This window comes from Clostridium sp. CS1-1 (assembly GCF_056135525.1).
Window position 1 is genome coordinate 1985342 of record NZ_CM148680.1, and the last position, 18233, is coordinate 2003574.

Annotated in this window: 15 protein-coding genes and 1 tRNA gene; 13 read left to right on the forward strand and 3 right to left on the reverse strand. The window is 31.9% G+C overall.

What is annotated here, in order from left to right:
- Positions 1-19: 19 nt before the first annotated feature.
- Positions 20-1738, reverse strand: coding sequence for a GH3 auxin-responsive promoter family protein (locus AC0N0V_RS09255; RefSeq protein ID WP_474463679.1), 1719 nt, complete (start codon positions 1736-1738; stop codon positions 20-22).
- A 687-nt stretch (positions 1739-2425) separates the two neighbouring features.
- Here AC0N0V_RS09255 and AC0N0V_RS09260 point away from each other — a divergent pair.
- The 11 genes from AC0N0V_RS09260 (at position 2426) to AC0N0V_RS09310 (ending at position 14329) form a co-directional block, all read left to right on the forward strand.
- A complete protein-coding gene (locus AC0N0V_RS09260) occupies positions 2426-4777 on the forward strand; it encodes a YcdB/YcdC domain-containing protein (RefSeq protein WP_474463680.1) in 2352 nt (783 codons plus the stop codon).
- A gap of 283 nt (positions 4778-5060) precedes the next feature.
- Positions 5061-6062, forward strand: coding sequence for an endolytic transglycosylase MltG (gene mltG / locus AC0N0V_RS09265; RefSeq protein WP_474463681.1), 1002 nt, complete (start codon positions 5061-5063; stop codon positions 6060-6062).
- A 137-nt stretch (positions 6063-6199) separates the two neighbouring features.
- Positions 6200-6290, forward strand: a tRNA-Ser gene (locus AC0N0V_RS09270).
- A 176-nt stretch (positions 6291-6466) separates the two neighbouring features.
- A complete protein-coding gene (locus tag AC0N0V_RS09275; RefSeq protein WP_474463682.1) occupies positions 6467-6847 on the forward strand; it encodes a carbonic anhydrase in 381 nt (126 codons plus the stop codon).
- A gap of 511 nt (positions 6848-7358) precedes the next feature.
- The gene (locus tag AC0N0V_RS09280; protein WP_474463683.1) at positions 7359-7523 is read left to right on the forward strand and encodes a Spo0E family sporulation regulatory protein-aspartic acid phosphatase; all 165 of its coding nucleotides are present in this window, start codon (positions 7359-7361) and stop codon (positions 7521-7523) included.
- 294 nt (positions 7524-7817) lie between these two features.
- On the forward strand, positions 7818-7961 hold the full coding sequence (locus tag AC0N0V_RS09285; protein ID WP_474463684.1) for a hypothetical protein: 144 nt from the start codon (positions 7818-7820) through the stop codon (positions 7959-7961).
- 180 nt (positions 7962-8141) lie between these two features.
- The gene (locus AC0N0V_RS09290) at positions 8142-9056 is read left to right on the forward strand and encodes a ketopantoate reductase family protein (protein ID WP_474463685.1); all 915 of its coding nucleotides are present in this window, start codon (positions 8142-8144) and stop codon (positions 9054-9056) included.
- A gap of 64 nt (positions 9057-9120) precedes the next feature.
- On the forward strand, positions 9121-9873 hold the full coding sequence (locus AC0N0V_RS09295; protein WP_474463686.1) for an IclR family transcriptional regulator: 753 nt from the start codon (positions 9121-9123) through the stop codon (positions 9871-9873).
- Positions 9874-10268: 395 nt separating this feature from the next.
- On the forward strand, positions 10269-11147 hold the full coding sequence (gene panB, locus AC0N0V_RS09300) for a 3-methyl-2-oxobutanoate hydroxymethyltransferase (RefSeq protein WP_474463687.1): 879 nt from the start codon (positions 10269-10271) through the stop codon (positions 11145-11147).
- A gap of 24 nt (positions 11148-11171) precedes the next feature.
- Positions 11172-12629: a sodium:solute symporter family protein gene (locus tag AC0N0V_RS09305; protein ID WP_474463688.1), complete on the forward strand. Its 1458-nt coding sequence runs from the start codon at positions 11172-11174 to the stop codon at positions 12627-12629.
- A 50-nt stretch (positions 12630-12679) separates the two neighbouring features.
- Positions 12680-14329: an amidohydrolase gene (locus tag AC0N0V_RS09310; protein ID WP_474463689.1), complete on the forward strand. Its 1650-nt coding sequence runs from the start codon at positions 12680-12682 to the stop codon at positions 14327-14329.
- Between the two features lie 49 nt (positions 14330-14378).
- Here AC0N0V_RS09310 and AC0N0V_RS09315 read toward each other — a convergent pair whose 3' ends face one another.
- Entirely contained in the window at positions 14379-15275 is an 897-nt protein-coding gene (locus tag AC0N0V_RS09315) for a PhzF family phenazine biosynthesis protein (protein WP_474463690.1), read from the reverse strand.
- Between the two features lie 162 nt (positions 15276-15437).
- Here AC0N0V_RS09315 and AC0N0V_RS09320 point away from each other — a divergent pair, with 162 nt between their 5' ends.
- Together AC0N0V_RS09320 and AC0N0V_RS09325 are read left to right on the forward strand one after the other, a co-directional pair.
- Entirely contained in the window at positions 15438-16010 is a 573-nt protein-coding gene (locus AC0N0V_RS09320; RefSeq protein WP_474463691.1) for a nitroreductase family protein, read from the forward strand.
- A gap of 243 nt (positions 16011-16253) precedes the next feature.
- Positions 16254-16412: a hypothetical protein gene (locus AC0N0V_RS09325; protein ID WP_474463692.1), complete on the forward strand. Its 159-nt coding sequence runs from the start codon at positions 16254-16256 to the stop codon at positions 16410-16412.
- Positions 16413-16652: 240 nt separating this feature from the next.
- On the opposite strand, the gene AC0N0V_RS09330 is transcribed toward AC0N0V_RS09325, so the two are convergent.
- On the reverse strand, positions 16653-18209 hold the full coding sequence (locus AC0N0V_RS09330; protein ID WP_474463693.1) for a cell wall-binding repeat-containing protein: 1557 nt from the start codon (positions 18207-18209) through the stop codon (positions 16653-16655).
- Positions 18210-18233 lie beyond the last annotated feature (24 nt).

The window sequence follows — 18233 nt, forward strand, 5'->3', positions numbered from 1 at the left end:
ATGTTGTTTGTAATTCCTATTATGCAATAAAAAACTGATTTTTACAAAGCTTTCCTAATTCTTTACTACCTTCATCCATTACTGAAATCAGTCTTTCATCATTTATCATTCTAGGAATTTTCACCTGATTCACTGAGGCACCTTTATTAATCAACTCATCCTTTAACTTTTGGAAGGTTCCAGGTACTACTGCCTCTAGCTTTAAAGGTGCAATACGCCCAGCCTTTTGCGCCACCATGTATGAGGGGTTTGCTTTTCTTATAGCTTCTTCTAAAATCATCCTGTTCTTTTCTTTATTATACACAAGCTTTTCAGGATTTTCTACTTCTACATAAAATTTATAACAACCTACAGCTTCACTTAAGTCCTGCATTACGGTATAGTCAACAAGGTCCACATCCCATCTTTCAACTGAGGTCATAATTGAATGATGTACTGCTGATTCTGTTGTCTTTTCTGCCACTAAATTAAGTAGCTGTCCTTTTCTATATAAAAATTCAATTACAGGACTATTATCATGGTAATCCACCACTTTAACTACATCCCCCATTCGATAGCGGTAAAATCCCGAGAAATTAGTTATTACAATTTCATAACTTTCACCAATTTCAAGCTCGTCCAAACACAAGGTATCAAGGTCTTGTGAATCTAGTCTATTTAAAGGGATAAATTCAAAGTAAGCTGTTCTCGGTGTAACAACATATGTTACGTCATCAGGCTTTACAGCCATACCAATAAGAGCTTCTGATGCAGCATACACTGAGGAGAAAACAGGAAGATTACCTACAAAGTGTCTAAGCTTTTTAATATAGATGCTAAAGGCTCCACCAGATACACAGCTAACATAATTCATATTAGGCCAAATTCTACTAGCTATTCCTTTTATACCCTTTGATAATTCTCTTTCAAGAACTGCTGCTCTTTTGGTATTAGGCTTTAGCTTTTTTTCTAATATAGTTCTAGTTTTTGATTTCAGCTTTAAGTCTTTATTGATAGTTCCTGTAGCAATATCATTTACAAGTTGTTCCCAATTTTCTTCTATCACTCCAAAGATTTGGACGATATTTGCAGGAAACGGTGAAGCAATATAAGATAGATCATTATCTTTAAGAGCAAATAGTGCATGAAGATAGTTTGCTGTTTGTTGTTCAGGAATCTCTAGGACTTCAATAGGCGAAACCCACATATAGGGTAGTATATGTTTTGCGGCTTTAATTCCTTCAGAAGTGCCAGCACCTGCAGGTATTCCCCCAGGTGTCATCATTGTAGGTTTTGTCATACTCATTAAAAATAACCCTCTGCCTCCTCTTTTAGCTTCAGGAATAGCATTAAAAAGCAAGCCTTGATTAAGAAAATTCATATACCCATTAGTTTTAGCTCTAGAGAGTGAAGTAACAGGAATAAGCTTTTGACTGCCTGTAGTACCTGAACTTAAGGCAAAAAACTCCACTGAACCCATAGTTAATATATTCTTCTCAGCATTAGCAATTTTCTTAATATACTTTTCATAGTCCTTATAATCGGTTATTGGAACTGATTTTTTATACTCTTCTATTCCATTTATATTCTCAAAATTATATTTACGACCATATTCGCTTTCCTTATTTATATTTAATATTTCTCTTAAAATATCTCTATTTATTTCACCAGCATTTTTTAGATCTCTTTGAAAGTTATTATAATACTTCTTAGAAATTTGTGTGAAAGATAAATTTACAAGCGAATTAATTATATTCATTCTATTATCCCCCTATGTCTATGTTTTTTACTTAAATATTGATGTTTCTAATGCCAAACCGTTTAAGTAATTTATATATGCATTTAATGAACAATGTTCATTTCATTAGAAAAAAATATAGAACAATATGAATACATTCATATAATGAACTATGTTCATATTATATTAAACAATTAATCAGTTGTCAATATATCAACTTTGATTGCTATTTACTACCAAAGATATCTATACTATAACATAACTGCACTAACAATAATAATATAGTCATTACAAAGGAGGGGAATGTTTAAGTTAGATCTGAGGAACCGACTACCTATCGCTAGTAGAGAAAATAATTAGATAGCAGTAATAAATATATTAAGCCATAATTTTGGTTCTTACGGACTGAAAGTTATGGCTTAATTTAATTGGAATAAAAATAGACAGTAATAATACCGAATAAGTCGTGAGTTTACAGATAGTTAGGAGCTTATGTAACAATTCATAACTAGGTAACGCAACAAATCATTTAAATATAATTAAATGATTATTATAGTAAAAAAGTTGCATGATTTTACTCATGGAATGTAAGAAAAGTAATGATTTTTGTCTATAAATATTTATGCTTTGACTACTTTATTATCCATTTATTTTCCATTTATTAATATATAATATAAATGAAAAAGTAAATTTTAGGAGGATTTTCACATGAAAAGTAAAAGAACCCTCGTACTCGTTTTGACTGCAGCCCTTATGATGTCAGCAAAGCCTGTTTTTGCCAAAGAGTCAAATAATATTTCAACTGATAATGCTAAAGCAGTAGTTTCTTCACAAATAGTCATTGAAGACAAGCTTACTGCATTACCTGAAAAGGATAAATCTAAGATATCACAGGAGCAGGCAAAGGAGATAGCAAAAAAAGCTTTGGCAGATTACTTTGAATTTACTATTGATGATACAAAGTTTCAAACTAACGTAAATTTTAATTCATACGATCGTAATGGTGTAAAGATAAGTAATTGGAACATACATTGGTTTAGTTCTAGTGACGAAAAACAAATTAATATTAATGTATCAGTAGATGGAATTACAGGAAAAGTACTGAATGTGGATAAAAATGAATATAATCCAAGACAAAATTCTAATCCTATAGCAAGTATTACTGAAGAACAGGCAAAGATAATTGGAGAGAACTTTTTGAAAAAGATAAATCCAGAACAGTTTAAAGAAACTACACCTTTTAAAGATAAGAATTCTATACAATATTATGGTATGTCAAATTATAGTTTCTTATATAGCAGAACTATAAATAACATTCCTTTTGAAGGTAATCAAATAAGAGTAGGTGTAGATGGTGTAACTGGAAAAGTAATTTCTTATGGAGTTGAATGGGATGAGGGATTAAGTGTTCCTGCCGCAGATAAAGTTATGGATCAAAAAGGAGCAGATGATATATTTGATAAGAATACGAAGATGAATTTAAGCTACAACACTTATATGAGTAAGCCTAATGGCACCCAAGAAAGTAAAACTAAGTTAGTATATACTCAAGATTCTTCTTCACCGCTTATAATAGATGCAGTAAGTGGAAAATCATTAACTTGGACAGGGGAAACTTTAGAAAATGTAAAATCAAGAAATATTACCGATAAGCAAAAAGAGGATATCTTTAAAAATGCAAAACCTATTCTAAGCCTTCAAAGTCCGATAAGCAGTGAAAGAGCTGAAGAGGTAATAAAAAATAAAATAAAAGAATTATACGGGGACGGATATGAGTTGGATTCTATAAACTATGATGAACAGAACTATGGGTATATGGGAAAGGGAATGAAGATCTGGTCAGCTAATTATATGAAAAGTGGTACAAATAAAAACTATGGGCCACCAGAAGGACAAATAACTATAAATGCACTAACAGAAGAAGTAGTAAGAGTAGATAAGTTTAGTTTTGAGGGTAAACCAGAAGAAAATTTCACACCTAATGTAACCTGGGAGCAAGCCTACGACAAGGCGATTCAGTTTATAGCTAAAAATTCCCCACAGAAGATTAAGGAAATAAATACAGAACAAAAAAATCTTAATAATCAAAATTATATGTATGGTGGAATTTATGCTAATAGATATATAAACTTTAACTTTAGTAGAATGGTAGATGGAGTGGCCTTTAATAATAATGGTATGTCCTATAATAATGATGGAATAAATGTTAGTATTGATACTAAAACAGGAGAAGTAAATTCCTTTAATTGTATGTGGCAAGATAAGCTAAGCCTGCCAACAGTTGAGAAGACTATAAGCAATGATGAAGCAAAGAAAGTATTTTTAGGGGATAACAAACCAATACTTACATACTTGCTTTTTAATGGAGGCAAAGATGTAAATAAAGCTACTCCTAAAATTGGACTTGTATATTCCATAAGTAATAGATTTTCTCCTTTAAATAGTGTTGATGCATCCACAGGAAAAACCTTGAACATTTATGGCGAAAGTTCAGATAACAATATGGAAACATTTAAGGCTGTAATCAAGGGAAGTACCGTGGAAAAAGAAGCCTTAATACTAGCTTCTCAAGGAATTATAGACACTAAGGATTTTAAATTGGATGGTGGAATTACAAGATTGCAACTAATTAAAATACTTGTTAATGCGAAAGGTTACAATCCATATATGAATGGAATGAAAGAGCTCAGCTTTGCAAGTGGAGTGGGAGCAAAGGATTCAATAGATTATAAGTACTTACAATTTGGAGTAAGTTACGGGATTATTCAAGATTCAAAGGATGAATTTAAAGGAGACGAATTAGTTACAAGAGAAGAGCTTGCACAAAGCCTAGTAAAATTATTAGGTTACAGTAAAGTAGCGGAAATAAAGGGATTACTTAACTTTAGATACTCTGATAGTAGTGCAGTAAGTGCCGATAAAGCTGGCTATCTTGCACTAGCTGGCGGACTTAATCTTCTTGAGGAAAATAATACTGGTAAGATCAGACCAAAGGATAATGTTACAATGTCAGAGGTAGTTAAAGCTGTATATTCAGCGCTTGGAAGTTTATCAAAATAGATAATTCAAAATAAGGATTAGGATACAGATTGCTAAAGATTTGTATCCTGATTTTTTTATTTGTAAATAATCCCGCCTTTGAATCGAGAAAGTGAAGATTCTCTAAATTACTATATATGATAAATATTAACCTTTATAAAGTATGTGTGTTGGGCAAGAATAAATATAGACAGTTATTACGCTGTTCAATAAATTTAGTTGAGAATAAGCTTTAGGTTGTTATATACAAAAAGTTTATAAATAATGTATAATAAAAGTGAGATTTAAAAATTGGAGTAGAATTATGAAGAAATTTAAAAGAAAAATGTCTATAAGTGTAGTTGTAATATTTATCCTTTGTATAGGTTATATATTACATCAGTATGGTAAAACAACCAATACACAAGAATTAAATTTTATTGTTCCTAAAAACTTTACTGCTGAGCAAATAGCGGATAAGTTAAATCAACAGTCTATTATTAGATCGAAGTCATATTTCATGATTAATGCTAAAATATTTGGATTAAAGAATACAATTCATAGTGAAAACCTGGTTATTAAGCCTAGAACAAGCTTTAGAGGAATTATAAATAAAATAAATGAAGGTAAATCAGATTTTTCTATTGTGACAGTACCAGAAGGTTACACTCTTTATCAAATTGCAAATAAATTAGAGAAAAGCAGCTTGGTTAAGAGTAGTGAGTTTATGAGTATTAAGGCAAGTGAACTTGAATCATCAGAGTTTATATCAAAAAATCCTAATGTTCTCTATGAATTAGAGGGATATTTATTCCCGGAAACTTATTATATTCCTGAGGGTTCAGATGGATTAGACATTGCTAAATTGATGTTTAAGGACTTTAAAAAGGTTTTTACAAAGGAATATGTTCTAAGAGCGAAGGAACTTAATTTAAGCGTAAACGAAGTCATAACAGTTGCTTCTTTAATAGAAAAGGAGGCAGCAGATGATGAAGAGAGAAGTAGAATTGCTGGAGTTATATATAATAGATTAAAAAAAGGAATGCCACTACAGGTAGATGCTGCAGTTATATATGCAAAAACAAAAGGTGAAAAAACACTTGGGAAAGTATTATATAATGATTTAAAAGTAGAGTCAAAATATAATACTTATTTATATAAAGGTCTTCCACCAGGGCCAATTGCTTCGCCAGGTAAGGCATCCATACGTGCAGCACTTTATCCAGAAAACCACGATTATTTGTATTACGTAGCTGGAGAGAAGGGCCATGTTTTTAGTAAGACTTATGAAGAGCATTTGAAAAATGTTAAGAAGTATATCAAGTAAAACTTGAATCAGATGGAGTGAGGACTTCATCTGATTTTTAGAGTGATTAGCCATTAGATAATAAGTTTAAAAAAGTTTTTAAAAAGTGTTGACGTAATTTATAATAGTTGATATAATAACAAATGTCAGCAGGACATGGAAAGATGGTCGAGTTGGTTTAAGGCACCGGTCTTGAAAACCGGCGTACGGGTGACCGTACCTAGGGTTCGAATCCCTATCTTTCCGCCAAGTGTTGAAAACAGCTAGTTTCAAGGATTTGAAGCTAGCTGTTTTTTTATTTTCTCATACTAGGAATAAGGTCGCCAGTCACGACGGCCTAATAAAATATATTAACCAATAGGATTTGTTAATCACGAATTTTATGAAACCTTCATATTTTGTTAGTAAAATAGTTGGAGGGTATAATGAAAAAGAGATTTGGAACTGCTTTAAATTGCATTGATGGTAGAATTCAAATTCCTGTAATAAGATGGATAAAAGAAAACTTTGGCGTAGATTATGTGGATTTGATTACAGAACCCGGGATGGATAAGGTGTTATCTCAAGGTAAGTGGGTACAAACTGAAAGAATAAGAGAGAAAGTTGTTATTTCAATAACGGCTCATAATTCCAATGTAATTGCTGTAGTAGGACATTATGATTGTGCTGCCAACCCTGTTAGTGATTGTGAGCATTTTCAAGACATAATAGCATCAACACGCATAGTAAAATCATGGGGACTGCCAGTTAGGGTAATTGGGCTATGGGTTGATAAATTTTGGCATGTACACGTTATCGATATGTAGGTTGTAGTTATATATGATATATAGAAAATAATTAGATGGATTAATACTTAAAAAGGAAATACTGAACGACTTTAATAGAAAACAGTGATAAGATATTATTATAGTGGGTGTACCAATAGGGACTACAAGCTGATGGCACAATAAAGAGCACTTGGTTAACTTCAAGTGCTTTTAATTCTATGAAACATAACAGAACTAACAGATAAGTTTGAAATTATTAATTCTAGTAACTGTAAAATAAATAAGGTTGAGGATAAGATAGAAGAAATTTTATTGTGAAAACAATTATTGGACAATCATAAATTTGAATAAGTTTAAATGATATATAACAAAAAGAAAATGTAAGATAATTTATAAGCTTAATTACAATACTTATTTTTATTTAACAAAATCTGTTACTTAACTGTTTACAATGGGTCTTATGTTAAATTTATGTTAAATTGTTGAATTATTGAATTGATTGTAATATAATTGACAATGTTGTTTAAAATTGTAACATGGAGATGTGGAAATGGAAGAACAAATAGAAATACTGAGGGAAGAATTGAATCGGTTAACTGAAGATAATGCATGTTTATATTCGGATCAAGTATTGAAACTTAGCCAAGAATTGGACAGGCTTATTTATGAGTATTATCAAAGTATAACAAAAGAGAGACTATCAATTGAATGCTAGCCTCATCTCTTTAAATAAAGCGATTTTTGTAGTAACGGGAACTATGAGAATTCTATAAATTTAGCACCATATATTGAAGAGTATAATTATATTATATTGTATAACACTAAACATTATATTAGGCATTTTTATATAGTCATCGTAATAATTAATTTCTAAGTATATATACTATAATTGGACTAGATTAGATAGCTGTTTGGTCATTACGATAGGTAATATAATAGATATATAAATTGCATGAATAAAAGACCTTTCTTGGAACAAGCTAATACTGAGGAAGGGGTGCATAGATAAATGGTTAATAAACGTAAAGTAAAACATAAACAACTTGTTAGACTAGGAATATGGAAAACTCCAGAAGGAAATTTTGAATATATAGATCCAAGTGAAAAAAGTAAATCAAGATACAGTCCCATTAGAAAGTATGAGAGACCTTAATAGGTCTCTTTTTGTATACTTATAATTGCTGTATATTAAAGTATCAGAAAAAGTAAAAAAATTAATAATACTAATAGGAAATTATTAACAAATGTTGAATATATATATAATAAAAGTGAAACCGAATTCTAGCATATAGAATGAAGATACAAAATCATCTTAGATAGGAGTGAATTAACTGTGAAGATTGCTATAATAGGTGCAGGGGCTATGGGGAGTTTATATGGTGGTTATCTTTCAAAGGTTTGTAAAGAGGTATATTTAATTGATGTCTGGCAGGATCATGTTGATGCCATAAATGAGAGTGGTCTTAGTATACAAGAAATAGGTAAAGAAATAGTAGTTCATCCAAAGGCCTTAAGTAGTGCTGAAGGTGTAGGATATGTTGATTTAGCTATAGTTTTTGTTAAATCCATTATGACTGGCAAGGCATTAGAGAAAAACTCAGCCCTTTTAGGTCCTGATACTATAGTACTTAGTTTGCAAAATGGTTACGGGAATATAGATCAGATATGTAAACATGTAAAAGTTCATAATGTTATTGCAGGAACTACGGCTCATGGAGCAACAATGCTGGGACCAGCACATATTAAGCATGGGGGTATAGGAGAAACTCATATTGGATGGGTTGCAGGCAAAGAAGATAAAAGAATCGATAATGTACTGGGGATTCTAACAGGGGCAGGCTTTGATACTGTTATTTCAGATAATGTTATGGAACTTATATGGTCGAAGCTAATAGTTAACGTCGGAATTAATGCTCTTACTGCTATATTTAGAGTTGAGAATGGAAGACTTCTTAAACTTGAAGAGACAAGAGATTTAATGAGAATGGCAATTGAGGAAGCCGTTACAGTAGCTAAGGCTTCAGGCATTAGTTTCGATGTAGGAAATATGGTTAAAAAGGTTATGGAAGTTGCCTATAAAACTAGCGAAAACAAATCTTCTATGCTTCAGGATATCCTAAACAAAAGAATAACGGAAATAGATACAATTAATGGTGCTATTGTAAAAGAAGGGGCAAAGTATTCAGTTGATACACCTATAAATCTTGTGCTTACTAATATAATCAAGTCAATAGAAAAAGGTATTTAACAATAAGTAAAATATAGGGTGATTAATTGAATCGATTTTCCTATACATGAAAAGGGGATAAGTAATGGAACAAAAAAATGACTACAATATAAATTCACTTATTAAATCTCTAAATATACTAGAACATCTTTTGGAAAACGGTGAAATGAGTATATTAGAGTTAGCAAATTTATCTGGTATGGGTAAAAGTACAGTACACAGAATACTAGGTACATTTAAAACAACGGGATATGTTGAGCAGAACAAGGAAAATAACAAATATTATGCAACACTTAAAATATTTGAGATGGGGAATAAAGTTGCAAATAGGATTCCATTAAGAAAGATTGTGAGACCATATATAGAAGAACTTTTCGAAAAATGTCATGAAACTGTTAACTTTGCAATTGTAGATAAAAACGAAGTTGTATTCCTAGATAAAATTATTACTGCAGAGCCTTTGAGAATAGAATTGGAGGTAGGGAAAAGGGTACCTGCCTACTGTAGTGCTCTTGGAAAAGCAGTTATGGCTTTTAAAAAGGATTTAGACATTTCACAAATAGTTTTCAACAAAATAACTAATACCACAATAGATTCTGAAGAAAAACTTATAAAGAATCTTGAGGAAATAAGAAAAACTGGATATTCTTTAGATGATGAAGAGTATATAGAGGGGCTTGTATGTATAGCAGTACCAATAAAGGATGGATTAAACAATTCTATTGCTGCAATAAGTATTGCTGCGCCAGCAATAAGGATTGATGAAGAAAAGAAGAAGATATATATTGAGCTATTAAAGGAAACTACTCTAAGAATAGCATCTCATGTTAAATATTAATATAAACCCTTTTCAGAAGTTAAATAATGTGAAAGACTCACATTAAGATTTACAAAAGTTGATATGTTATAAGTAATAAGGTTTAGCACTAAAATTAAATTCATTTTTATTGCTAAATCTTTTGTTTTACAAATGATTAGAAAATAATGAATGAAGCTATTCTGAGACAACTTTTCGAATCAGATGTTTTTAAAATAATTTTAATTTTATATTATTTATAAAAATATAGTTCAAAGTTAAAGGCAAGGTATGAATAAAGATACAAAGAAATTGACAGAAAGATTAAAAAAATAACGAGCCATATGGAATTTTTTATATTAAGTTGAATATATATTAATTGTAGATAAATAATGGAATGATATTCTATAATGTAGAATATATAAAGGAGGAAAAAAATGAAAAAGAAAATGACTGTTTTAGATTTTCAAAAATATAAAAACGAGGGTAAGAAATTTGCTTATGTGACAGCTTATGACTATACAACAGCATCTATTGTAAATGATAGTGAGTGCGAAGTTATTCTAGTAGGCGATTCCCTTGGTATGGTTATGTTAGGTTATACGAGCACAACAGGCGTTACCATGGAAGATATGGTTCATCATATTCGCCCAGTAGTTAAGGGTGCCCCTAATACATTTATTGTTGGTGATATGCCTTTTGGTTCTTATAATGTTAGTTCGGAGCAAGCTGTTATGAATGCAAACCGTTTGATGAAAGAAACTGGCTGCGATTGTATAAAATTAGAAGGCGGCATAGAAATGGCAGACAAAATTGAAGCAATTGTAAAAGCTGGTATACCAGTAATGGGACATTTAGGCCTTACACCACAGACAACCAGTCAACTTGGTGGTTTCAGGGTTCAGGGTTCAACACCTGAAAGTGCTGCAAAATTAATTGAAGACGCTAAGATAATTGAAAAAGCAGGTGTTTTTGCTATTGTTCTTGAATGTGTTCCTAGTTGTGTAGCAAAAGTTATGGCTAAATCAGTAAAAGTTCCTGTTCTTGGTATTGGTGCTGGTCCAGACGTTGATTGTCAAGTATTAGTTACACAAGATTTACTCGGAATGTATGGTGATTTTAAACCAAAGTTTGTTAAGCAATATGCACAGATTAGAAAATCTATGGTTGAAGCACTTAATGAGTTTCATAAAGAAGCTCTCGATGGAAGTTTCCCATCACCTGAATTTAGTTTTAATGCAAAGGTTCCTGGGTATGAAGAAGGTGTATCTCATGCTGAAGAAATGAAAGAAGAAGTGTTAAAAAAGCTATATTAAAATATTATTAGGGGGGTACAAAGTATGAATATTTATATAACGGCAATTGCTTTATATTGTATAGCACTAATAATAATAAGTATAGTTGTATCTAAATATGTAAAGAGCGGAAGTGACTTTATGGTAGCCGGAAGAAAATTTAACTCCGGGTTACTATTTGCTACATTAATAGGAGGTAATATTGGAGCAGGATCTACTGTTGGTATTACAGGGCTTGCATATACGTCTGGTATATCAGCAGTTTGGTGGATGATTATGTCAGGTCTTGGAAGTTTAGTACTTGCATTTTGGGTAGGACCAAAGGTTTGGGAGTTATCTACTAGATATAATTTGCTTACAGCTGGCGATTTTTTAGATAAAAGATATTCAAAAAAATTTAAGGGTGTTTTTTCTACAATGATGGCAATTGGAACATTAGCTTTATTTGCAGGACAGCTTATGGGTGTTGCATGGATATTAAATGTAATTGCTGATGTACCTAAGGGTATAGGTGTAATTATTGGTGCAATCGTTGTTACAGTATACTTCGCATTTGGTGGCATAGTATCTGCTGCATATGTTGGAATATTAAAATTAGTGGTAGTTTTATCAGGATTTATAATTGCGGTACCTTTTGCATTAGGTCATGTTGGTGGATTAAGTGGATTACACACAATGGTGGCAGCAAACTTAGGAAGTGTGGCTAAGACAAACAGTTATTTTAGTTTCTTTGGATTAGGAGCTACTATAATAATAGGATATTTTTTCATGCTTACGCCTTCATTCTTCGTATCTCCAGGCCTAATTGGAATAGTTTTCGGATCTAAGGACAAGGACACTATAAGAAAAGGCACTACCTATAATGCAATAGTACAATTTGTTTTTGCCTTTATTCCAGCAATACTTGGAATGTGTACCTTCGCAATGTTTCCACATTTAGCTCAGCAAGACTTGGCATTACCTACAGCAATGAAAGAATTATTACCTGTATGGGTATCAGCAATAGCTTTAGCGGCAGTCTTTGCAGCTGAAATAAGTACGGCAGATACTGTTTTATATATGTTAACAACATCTTTTACTAACGATATATTTAAGACATTCATAAAGCCTGAAATTACCGGAACTGAATTACTTAAAATGAGCAGATATGTTACTTTTGTTTGCGGAGTTCTTGGAGTTGGAATGTCATTAATGCTTCCTAATATAATAACTGCACTTTCAATTTTTTATACATTAATGTCTGTATCATTGACAGCACCACTACTTTTTGGTATATTCTCAACTCGTCCTACAGCAGCAGCAGCTTCAGTTTCAGCAATTCTAGGTGTTGCAGTTACACTTGTATTGACATTTGGTTTTAAAGTGAAATTATTTGGAGTTTTAAATGCTCAAAGTACTGGAATGATTGTATCACTTATTATAATGGCTATAATGATGTATGCTTTCCCATCTAAAGCATTTAAAGATGGAAATAAGGAAGTAGAGATGGAAACAATGAAATAATAGTTGCTTTTGCTTACCAAAATGATTTATAGGATTAGGGAGGAGGAAAAATGATTTTTGATTTTTCTTATGCAGATTACGCTTTTAAAAACGGAAAAGTAATTACAGTAAACAAGAGGGATGAAATTGCTGAGGCGGTGGCTATAAAGAGGAATAAAATAGTTTACGTAGGCAATAATGAAGGGTTAGAGAAGATTATTGGTCCTACTACCAAGATTATTGACCTTAAGGGGCGTGCCTTAACACCTGGATTTATTGACAGCCATTATCATCCTATATTAAATGGATTCTTTGGGAATACAGAAGATGCTGCAATTATAAATACAGGATATGCTAATTGTAAATCAATTAAGGATATCATTGAGTTAATTAAAAAAGCTGCTGCAAAGAGAAAACCTGGTGAATGGATTTCAATGATGGGCTATGATCAGAACAGGGTTGAAGAGAAGAGACATATAACAATAGAAGAGATGGACGAAGCTGCTCCTAATAATCCCGTACAGTGCATGAGAACATGTGGACATATTTGTATGTATAATACACTTGCTCTAAATACAGTTGGAATATATACTCCAGAAGATGCTAAAAAATTTTCACATGATGAAGTCGTAGTTGAAAACGGAAAGTTAACTGGTATGGTTAAAGACCACACACATTTTCATATTTGGAGTAAAGTGGTTTATACTGATAAACAGCAGAAGGATGCTGCTATGAAGTCAAATAATCTGCTACTTCGAAACGGAATTACTTCCGTACATGATGCAGGGGAGTGTGATAAGCCTTCTTACCACATTATGCAGAGTATTTGTAAATCAGGAGAATTTAAGGTTAGAGAATACATGATGCTTCATAGTATCTTTGGAAAGCCTGTTTCTCTTGAGGATAACGAACATTTCCTTTCCCTTGGACTACAGAGTGGGCTTGGAGATGAACATTTTAAAATTGGTACTTGTAAGTTTATGATAGATGGGGGAACAAGTGGACCTTCTTGTGCAACAAGAGAACCTTATTGCCATGATCCTAACATGCCTGGCATTCTTGGTTGGGAGAGAGAAGAAGTGGCCGATTATATTAAAATGATAAATGATGCTGATTGCCAGGCATCAGCTCACGCTGTAGGTGACCTAGCTGTAGAGTTCATGGTGGAAGGTTATGAAAAGGCCTTTAAAACAAACCCAAGACCCGAAGCAAGACATAGAATTGAGCACTGTGCTATTGTAGACCAGGATCTTATTGATAGAATGGCTAAGCTAAATGTTTGCCCAAGCGCAAATCCTGGATTTATATCATGGAATGGAAGAAATTATTTTAAGTTTTACGGAGACAGAATGAAGTATTTTGTGGCGCTAAGAAGTATGATTGATGCAGGAGTCATGGTTTCAATTGGAAGTGATGCACCATCAGGACCTGTAGAATCAATGTATATATTAGATGCTTGTGTAAATAGAACTGATAGAGTAACAAATGAACCAGTGGACCAGACTCAAAAGATTACTATATTAGAAGCAATTAGACTTTACACCTATAATGGAGCTTATTCCAGTTATGAAGAAAATATTAAAGGTAGTATTGAGGTTGGTAAATTAGCTGACATGGTTATTCTTTCTGACGATATTACATCTTACCCACAAGATAAAATACTTGATATCAAAGTTGATATGACTATAATTGACGGAAAAATAGAGTATGAGAGACCTTAACGGGTCTCTCTTTTTATGGTGACAATCCACTTGCAAGGGAGGAGGCACGTTAATTCAACCTAATTTCTCCCTCTAATGTAGTAACGGCATGTCCTCCAACTTTAATCTCAGTAATCTGATTGTCATTTTTGGTGATATTTACATAAACTAACCCAGGCCTTTCTACTTCATTTCCTTCTTCACCTATAAGGCTGATTTCTCTATCAAAACTCACCAAATTATTATATGCAATATAGGATGCGACGCAACCATTTCCGGTTCCACAAACTGGATCTTCAGGTATTCCGACAATTGGGGCTATATCTCTTAGATGATAGCTATACCTGGCATCTATAGTTTCCATGCAAAAAGGATCAATGCTTACTAAGTCATACTCTCTGCTTAAATCCTCTATGGCTTTTAAATCAGGTTTTGCATTCATAAGTTTATCTAAAGTTTTTATTCCAAAAACTAACGTCCAAATTCCTGTGCTAATCTTCATTATTGGGGTATCCAGTAAATCCTCCTCTATTAACCCGAGAAGACTAGCAACTTTTCTTCTATGAAGCTTAAGTTCCTCAAAGATTGGTGGCTTCTGCGTCATCATAAATACTTTTTCATTATTAATTTCTAACAATTCCACAGGTAAGACACCTGCTTTAGTCTCTTGATAAAATTTACTTTTTCCTAAATCTAGCTTTCCTTCTTCATAAAGAGAATGAAATACGCTTATAGTAGCATGTCCACATAAATCTACCTCTATTTTGGGAGTAAAGAATTGCACTTTAAAATCTGCAACCTTAGAAGGAGAAACAAAAGCAGTTTCTGAAAGATTCATTTCCTTTGCAATCTTTAATTTTAGAGTATCATCTAAGGAAGCTGAGTCTAGTACAACACCAGCAGGATTCCCACCAAAGGGTACATTTGTGAAAGCATCCACCTGTTTAATTTTAATTTTAATTTTCATTAAACTATCCTCCAAACATAAACTTGTTATTAGTTCATTATTTTTGGTAACCTTGGTAATTCAACATAGTTACTTAAAATATACTAAAATACTAAAAAGTTATGTATTGATTACTTGTTAATATCTGTATATAGTATAATTATAAGCAAAGGAGTGTTAAATATGATTAAAGATTTAGTTTTAAGGAATAGGACATACAGAAGATTTTATCAAGAAGAAAAAATAACGCTGGAAACATTGAAAGAATTTATAGACTTAGCAAGATTATCTTCTTCAGGGACAAACATGCAGTCTTTAAAGTATGTATTATCAAATACTGAAGAAAAAAATGAAAAGGTATTTAAAAATATTAAGTGGGCTGGATACTTAAAAGATTGGGATGGACCAACTGATGGGGAAAAGCCAGCAGCATACATAGTAATGCTTCAAGATTTAAGTTTAAGTAAAAACAGTTTTTGGGATTCTGGGCTAGCTGCACAAAGTATTCTTTTAGGCGCTGTAGAAAAAGGCTTTGGAGGTTGCATGTTTGGCAATATAGACAGAAAAGCTTTAGCTGAAGAACTTGGGCTAGGAGAAGATTATGGGATAATAATGGTTATAGCACTCGGAAAACCTAAAGAAATAGTTAAACTTGTGCCACTTGGAGAGTCAGGAGATATTAAATATTATAGGGATGAAGATGGTGTTCATTATGTGCCAAAGAGAGCTTTAGAGGATATAATCTTAGATAATTAAAGATTTGATTGAATTTTTATAGGGAACAAAAAAGGTCAGATTACATGCTAAAGTAGGACTGTATCTAAGATTAAGTATTTTAAAGGTACATTAGTATTAGTATGAAAAATTTTTATAATGTGAAAATAAATAGCTAATTGGAACTTTTTTTATACTTAACAATGTGTTAACAATAAGAGCATTATATACTATCATAAAACCTTTCTAGTGGGATAATATAAAATTAGAAAGGAGCGTTGTGATGTGGGAAAAGATTACAGCAATTCTTTAGGCAATGCTACAACTAAATCTAAAAATAAGAGCAATAGTTTTTATGTAATAAGTAAAGATGATATAATGACAATGTTTAATACAGAAGAATCAGAAAGAAAATCTATGAGGATATTTAGAATATTTAAGTAGATAAGGACTTTATGAAGATATACCTCCTGTGTTCTCAAGAGTTATATCTTCGTAAAATGGCAAATTTAAACTTAAACAATAACAAAGTTTATTTCTAGTTGTCAAAATGGTTAAAAAATTAATACTTGATTTTGTTGTTTAAAAAGCACTATCAATATTTATTGCGTTTCAGTAAATATTGATAGTGCTTTTGACGTATAACTTTAAAATTACAACTTAATTTATTATCAAGTAAATGTCCTACTCTATGCTATTTTTAATTTTCAAGAGTTTCTGATCTAATTTTTTAATTTTATCTTCTTCGCCGCCTAAATTCTGAACACTATTTAAATCCTTTATATTAAACTCATCAAATTGCTTAATTTCACTGTCAACTCTGTCAATATCAAGAGAATCAACTGCAGCTTTTAGAGAGGTAAATGCCTTTACATATTTATTTATGAATACACAAATCTTATCCAGGCTGTCTAGTTCGGTATTGATGGCATTTACGTACTCTAACTTTAGAGCTTGGAGATTATCTGAAGCTTGTAGTAAGGAGACATTATTTCTAAGATTCACTAATGTTTCTCTATAGTTTTCTAAATAAGAGTTACTATCTTCAAGCATCTGAATAAATCTGCTAATACCGTATGATAGCTCAAAGGGAGTAGTAGGATTTTCTAAATTCTTCATGAATTCTTCATTATTAAAAAGGGCTTCAACATCATTTGAAGTCTTGGTGTTTTTATCTATGTATGATTTACAGTAATCTGATAGATGATTAATAAAATCCTTTTCAGCTTGAGTTGTATTTTCGGATCCTTTTAATGAATATTCAACTACAACATCTACAGAACTTGGGCCTCCAATTACAATTAAATCTTTATAATTTTTACTGTGGATATAATTACTTTGGTTTTCTATATCCTGACCATCAGTAAGTAGTATCGGAGCATTTAGCTTAGCTGCTAAAGCACTTCCAGAGAGAGCATCAGGAAAGTTTGTTCCATTAGCTATTATTGCAGTATTAGAATCTAAATTAAAATGTTTTGCAATATTTAATGAAGTCTCATATCTATTTTCACCATATATTCTTTCTATTTTGCTGTCATCTAAAGCTGGAATTAAGTTTTTTAATTCAATAATTACTTCGCTACCAACAGCGCCACTTCCACCTATTATATATATATGGTTTGGTTTAATGGTTGAAATGCTATTTTTAACTTCCTCAGGTAAACTTGTCTTACCTGTAATCAATATAGGGTATCCTTTTGAAGCTGCTACACTAGATATGCTAAGTGCATCAGCAAAGCCATCATAACCGTTAGTTATGACTACTGGAGTTCCTTCTTCCACATTCATGGTACTCACAATGGATTTATTTGTATCTGATCTATTAATTCCTCCAAGTCTTAAGACATTGCTGTATCCTAGTCCTTTAATATAACTTATGAAGTCTTCACTTACTGAAGCTGGTCCACCTAGAACGAATATTTTACCATTCTTGCTTAAGTGATTTTTAATATATTGAATAGAATCGGAGCTTTCTTCTATAGACGTATTTAAGAGCAATATAGGAGCTTTATACTTTTTAGATAGAACACTACCAGACAAAGCATCCGGAAAATCCTTACCACTAGTTACTATTACATTTTCAATTTCACCATTATTGAATTTATTTGAAATGTTAACTGAAGTTTTGTATCTATCAGTACCATATATTCTACTTATATTACATCCACTCTTTGCATGAACAGTGCCAGAAATACCTACAACAAGAGTAGTTACTATAGCTAAACTTAAAACTCTTTTCAAAGTATTCACAACCCCTCTATAAAT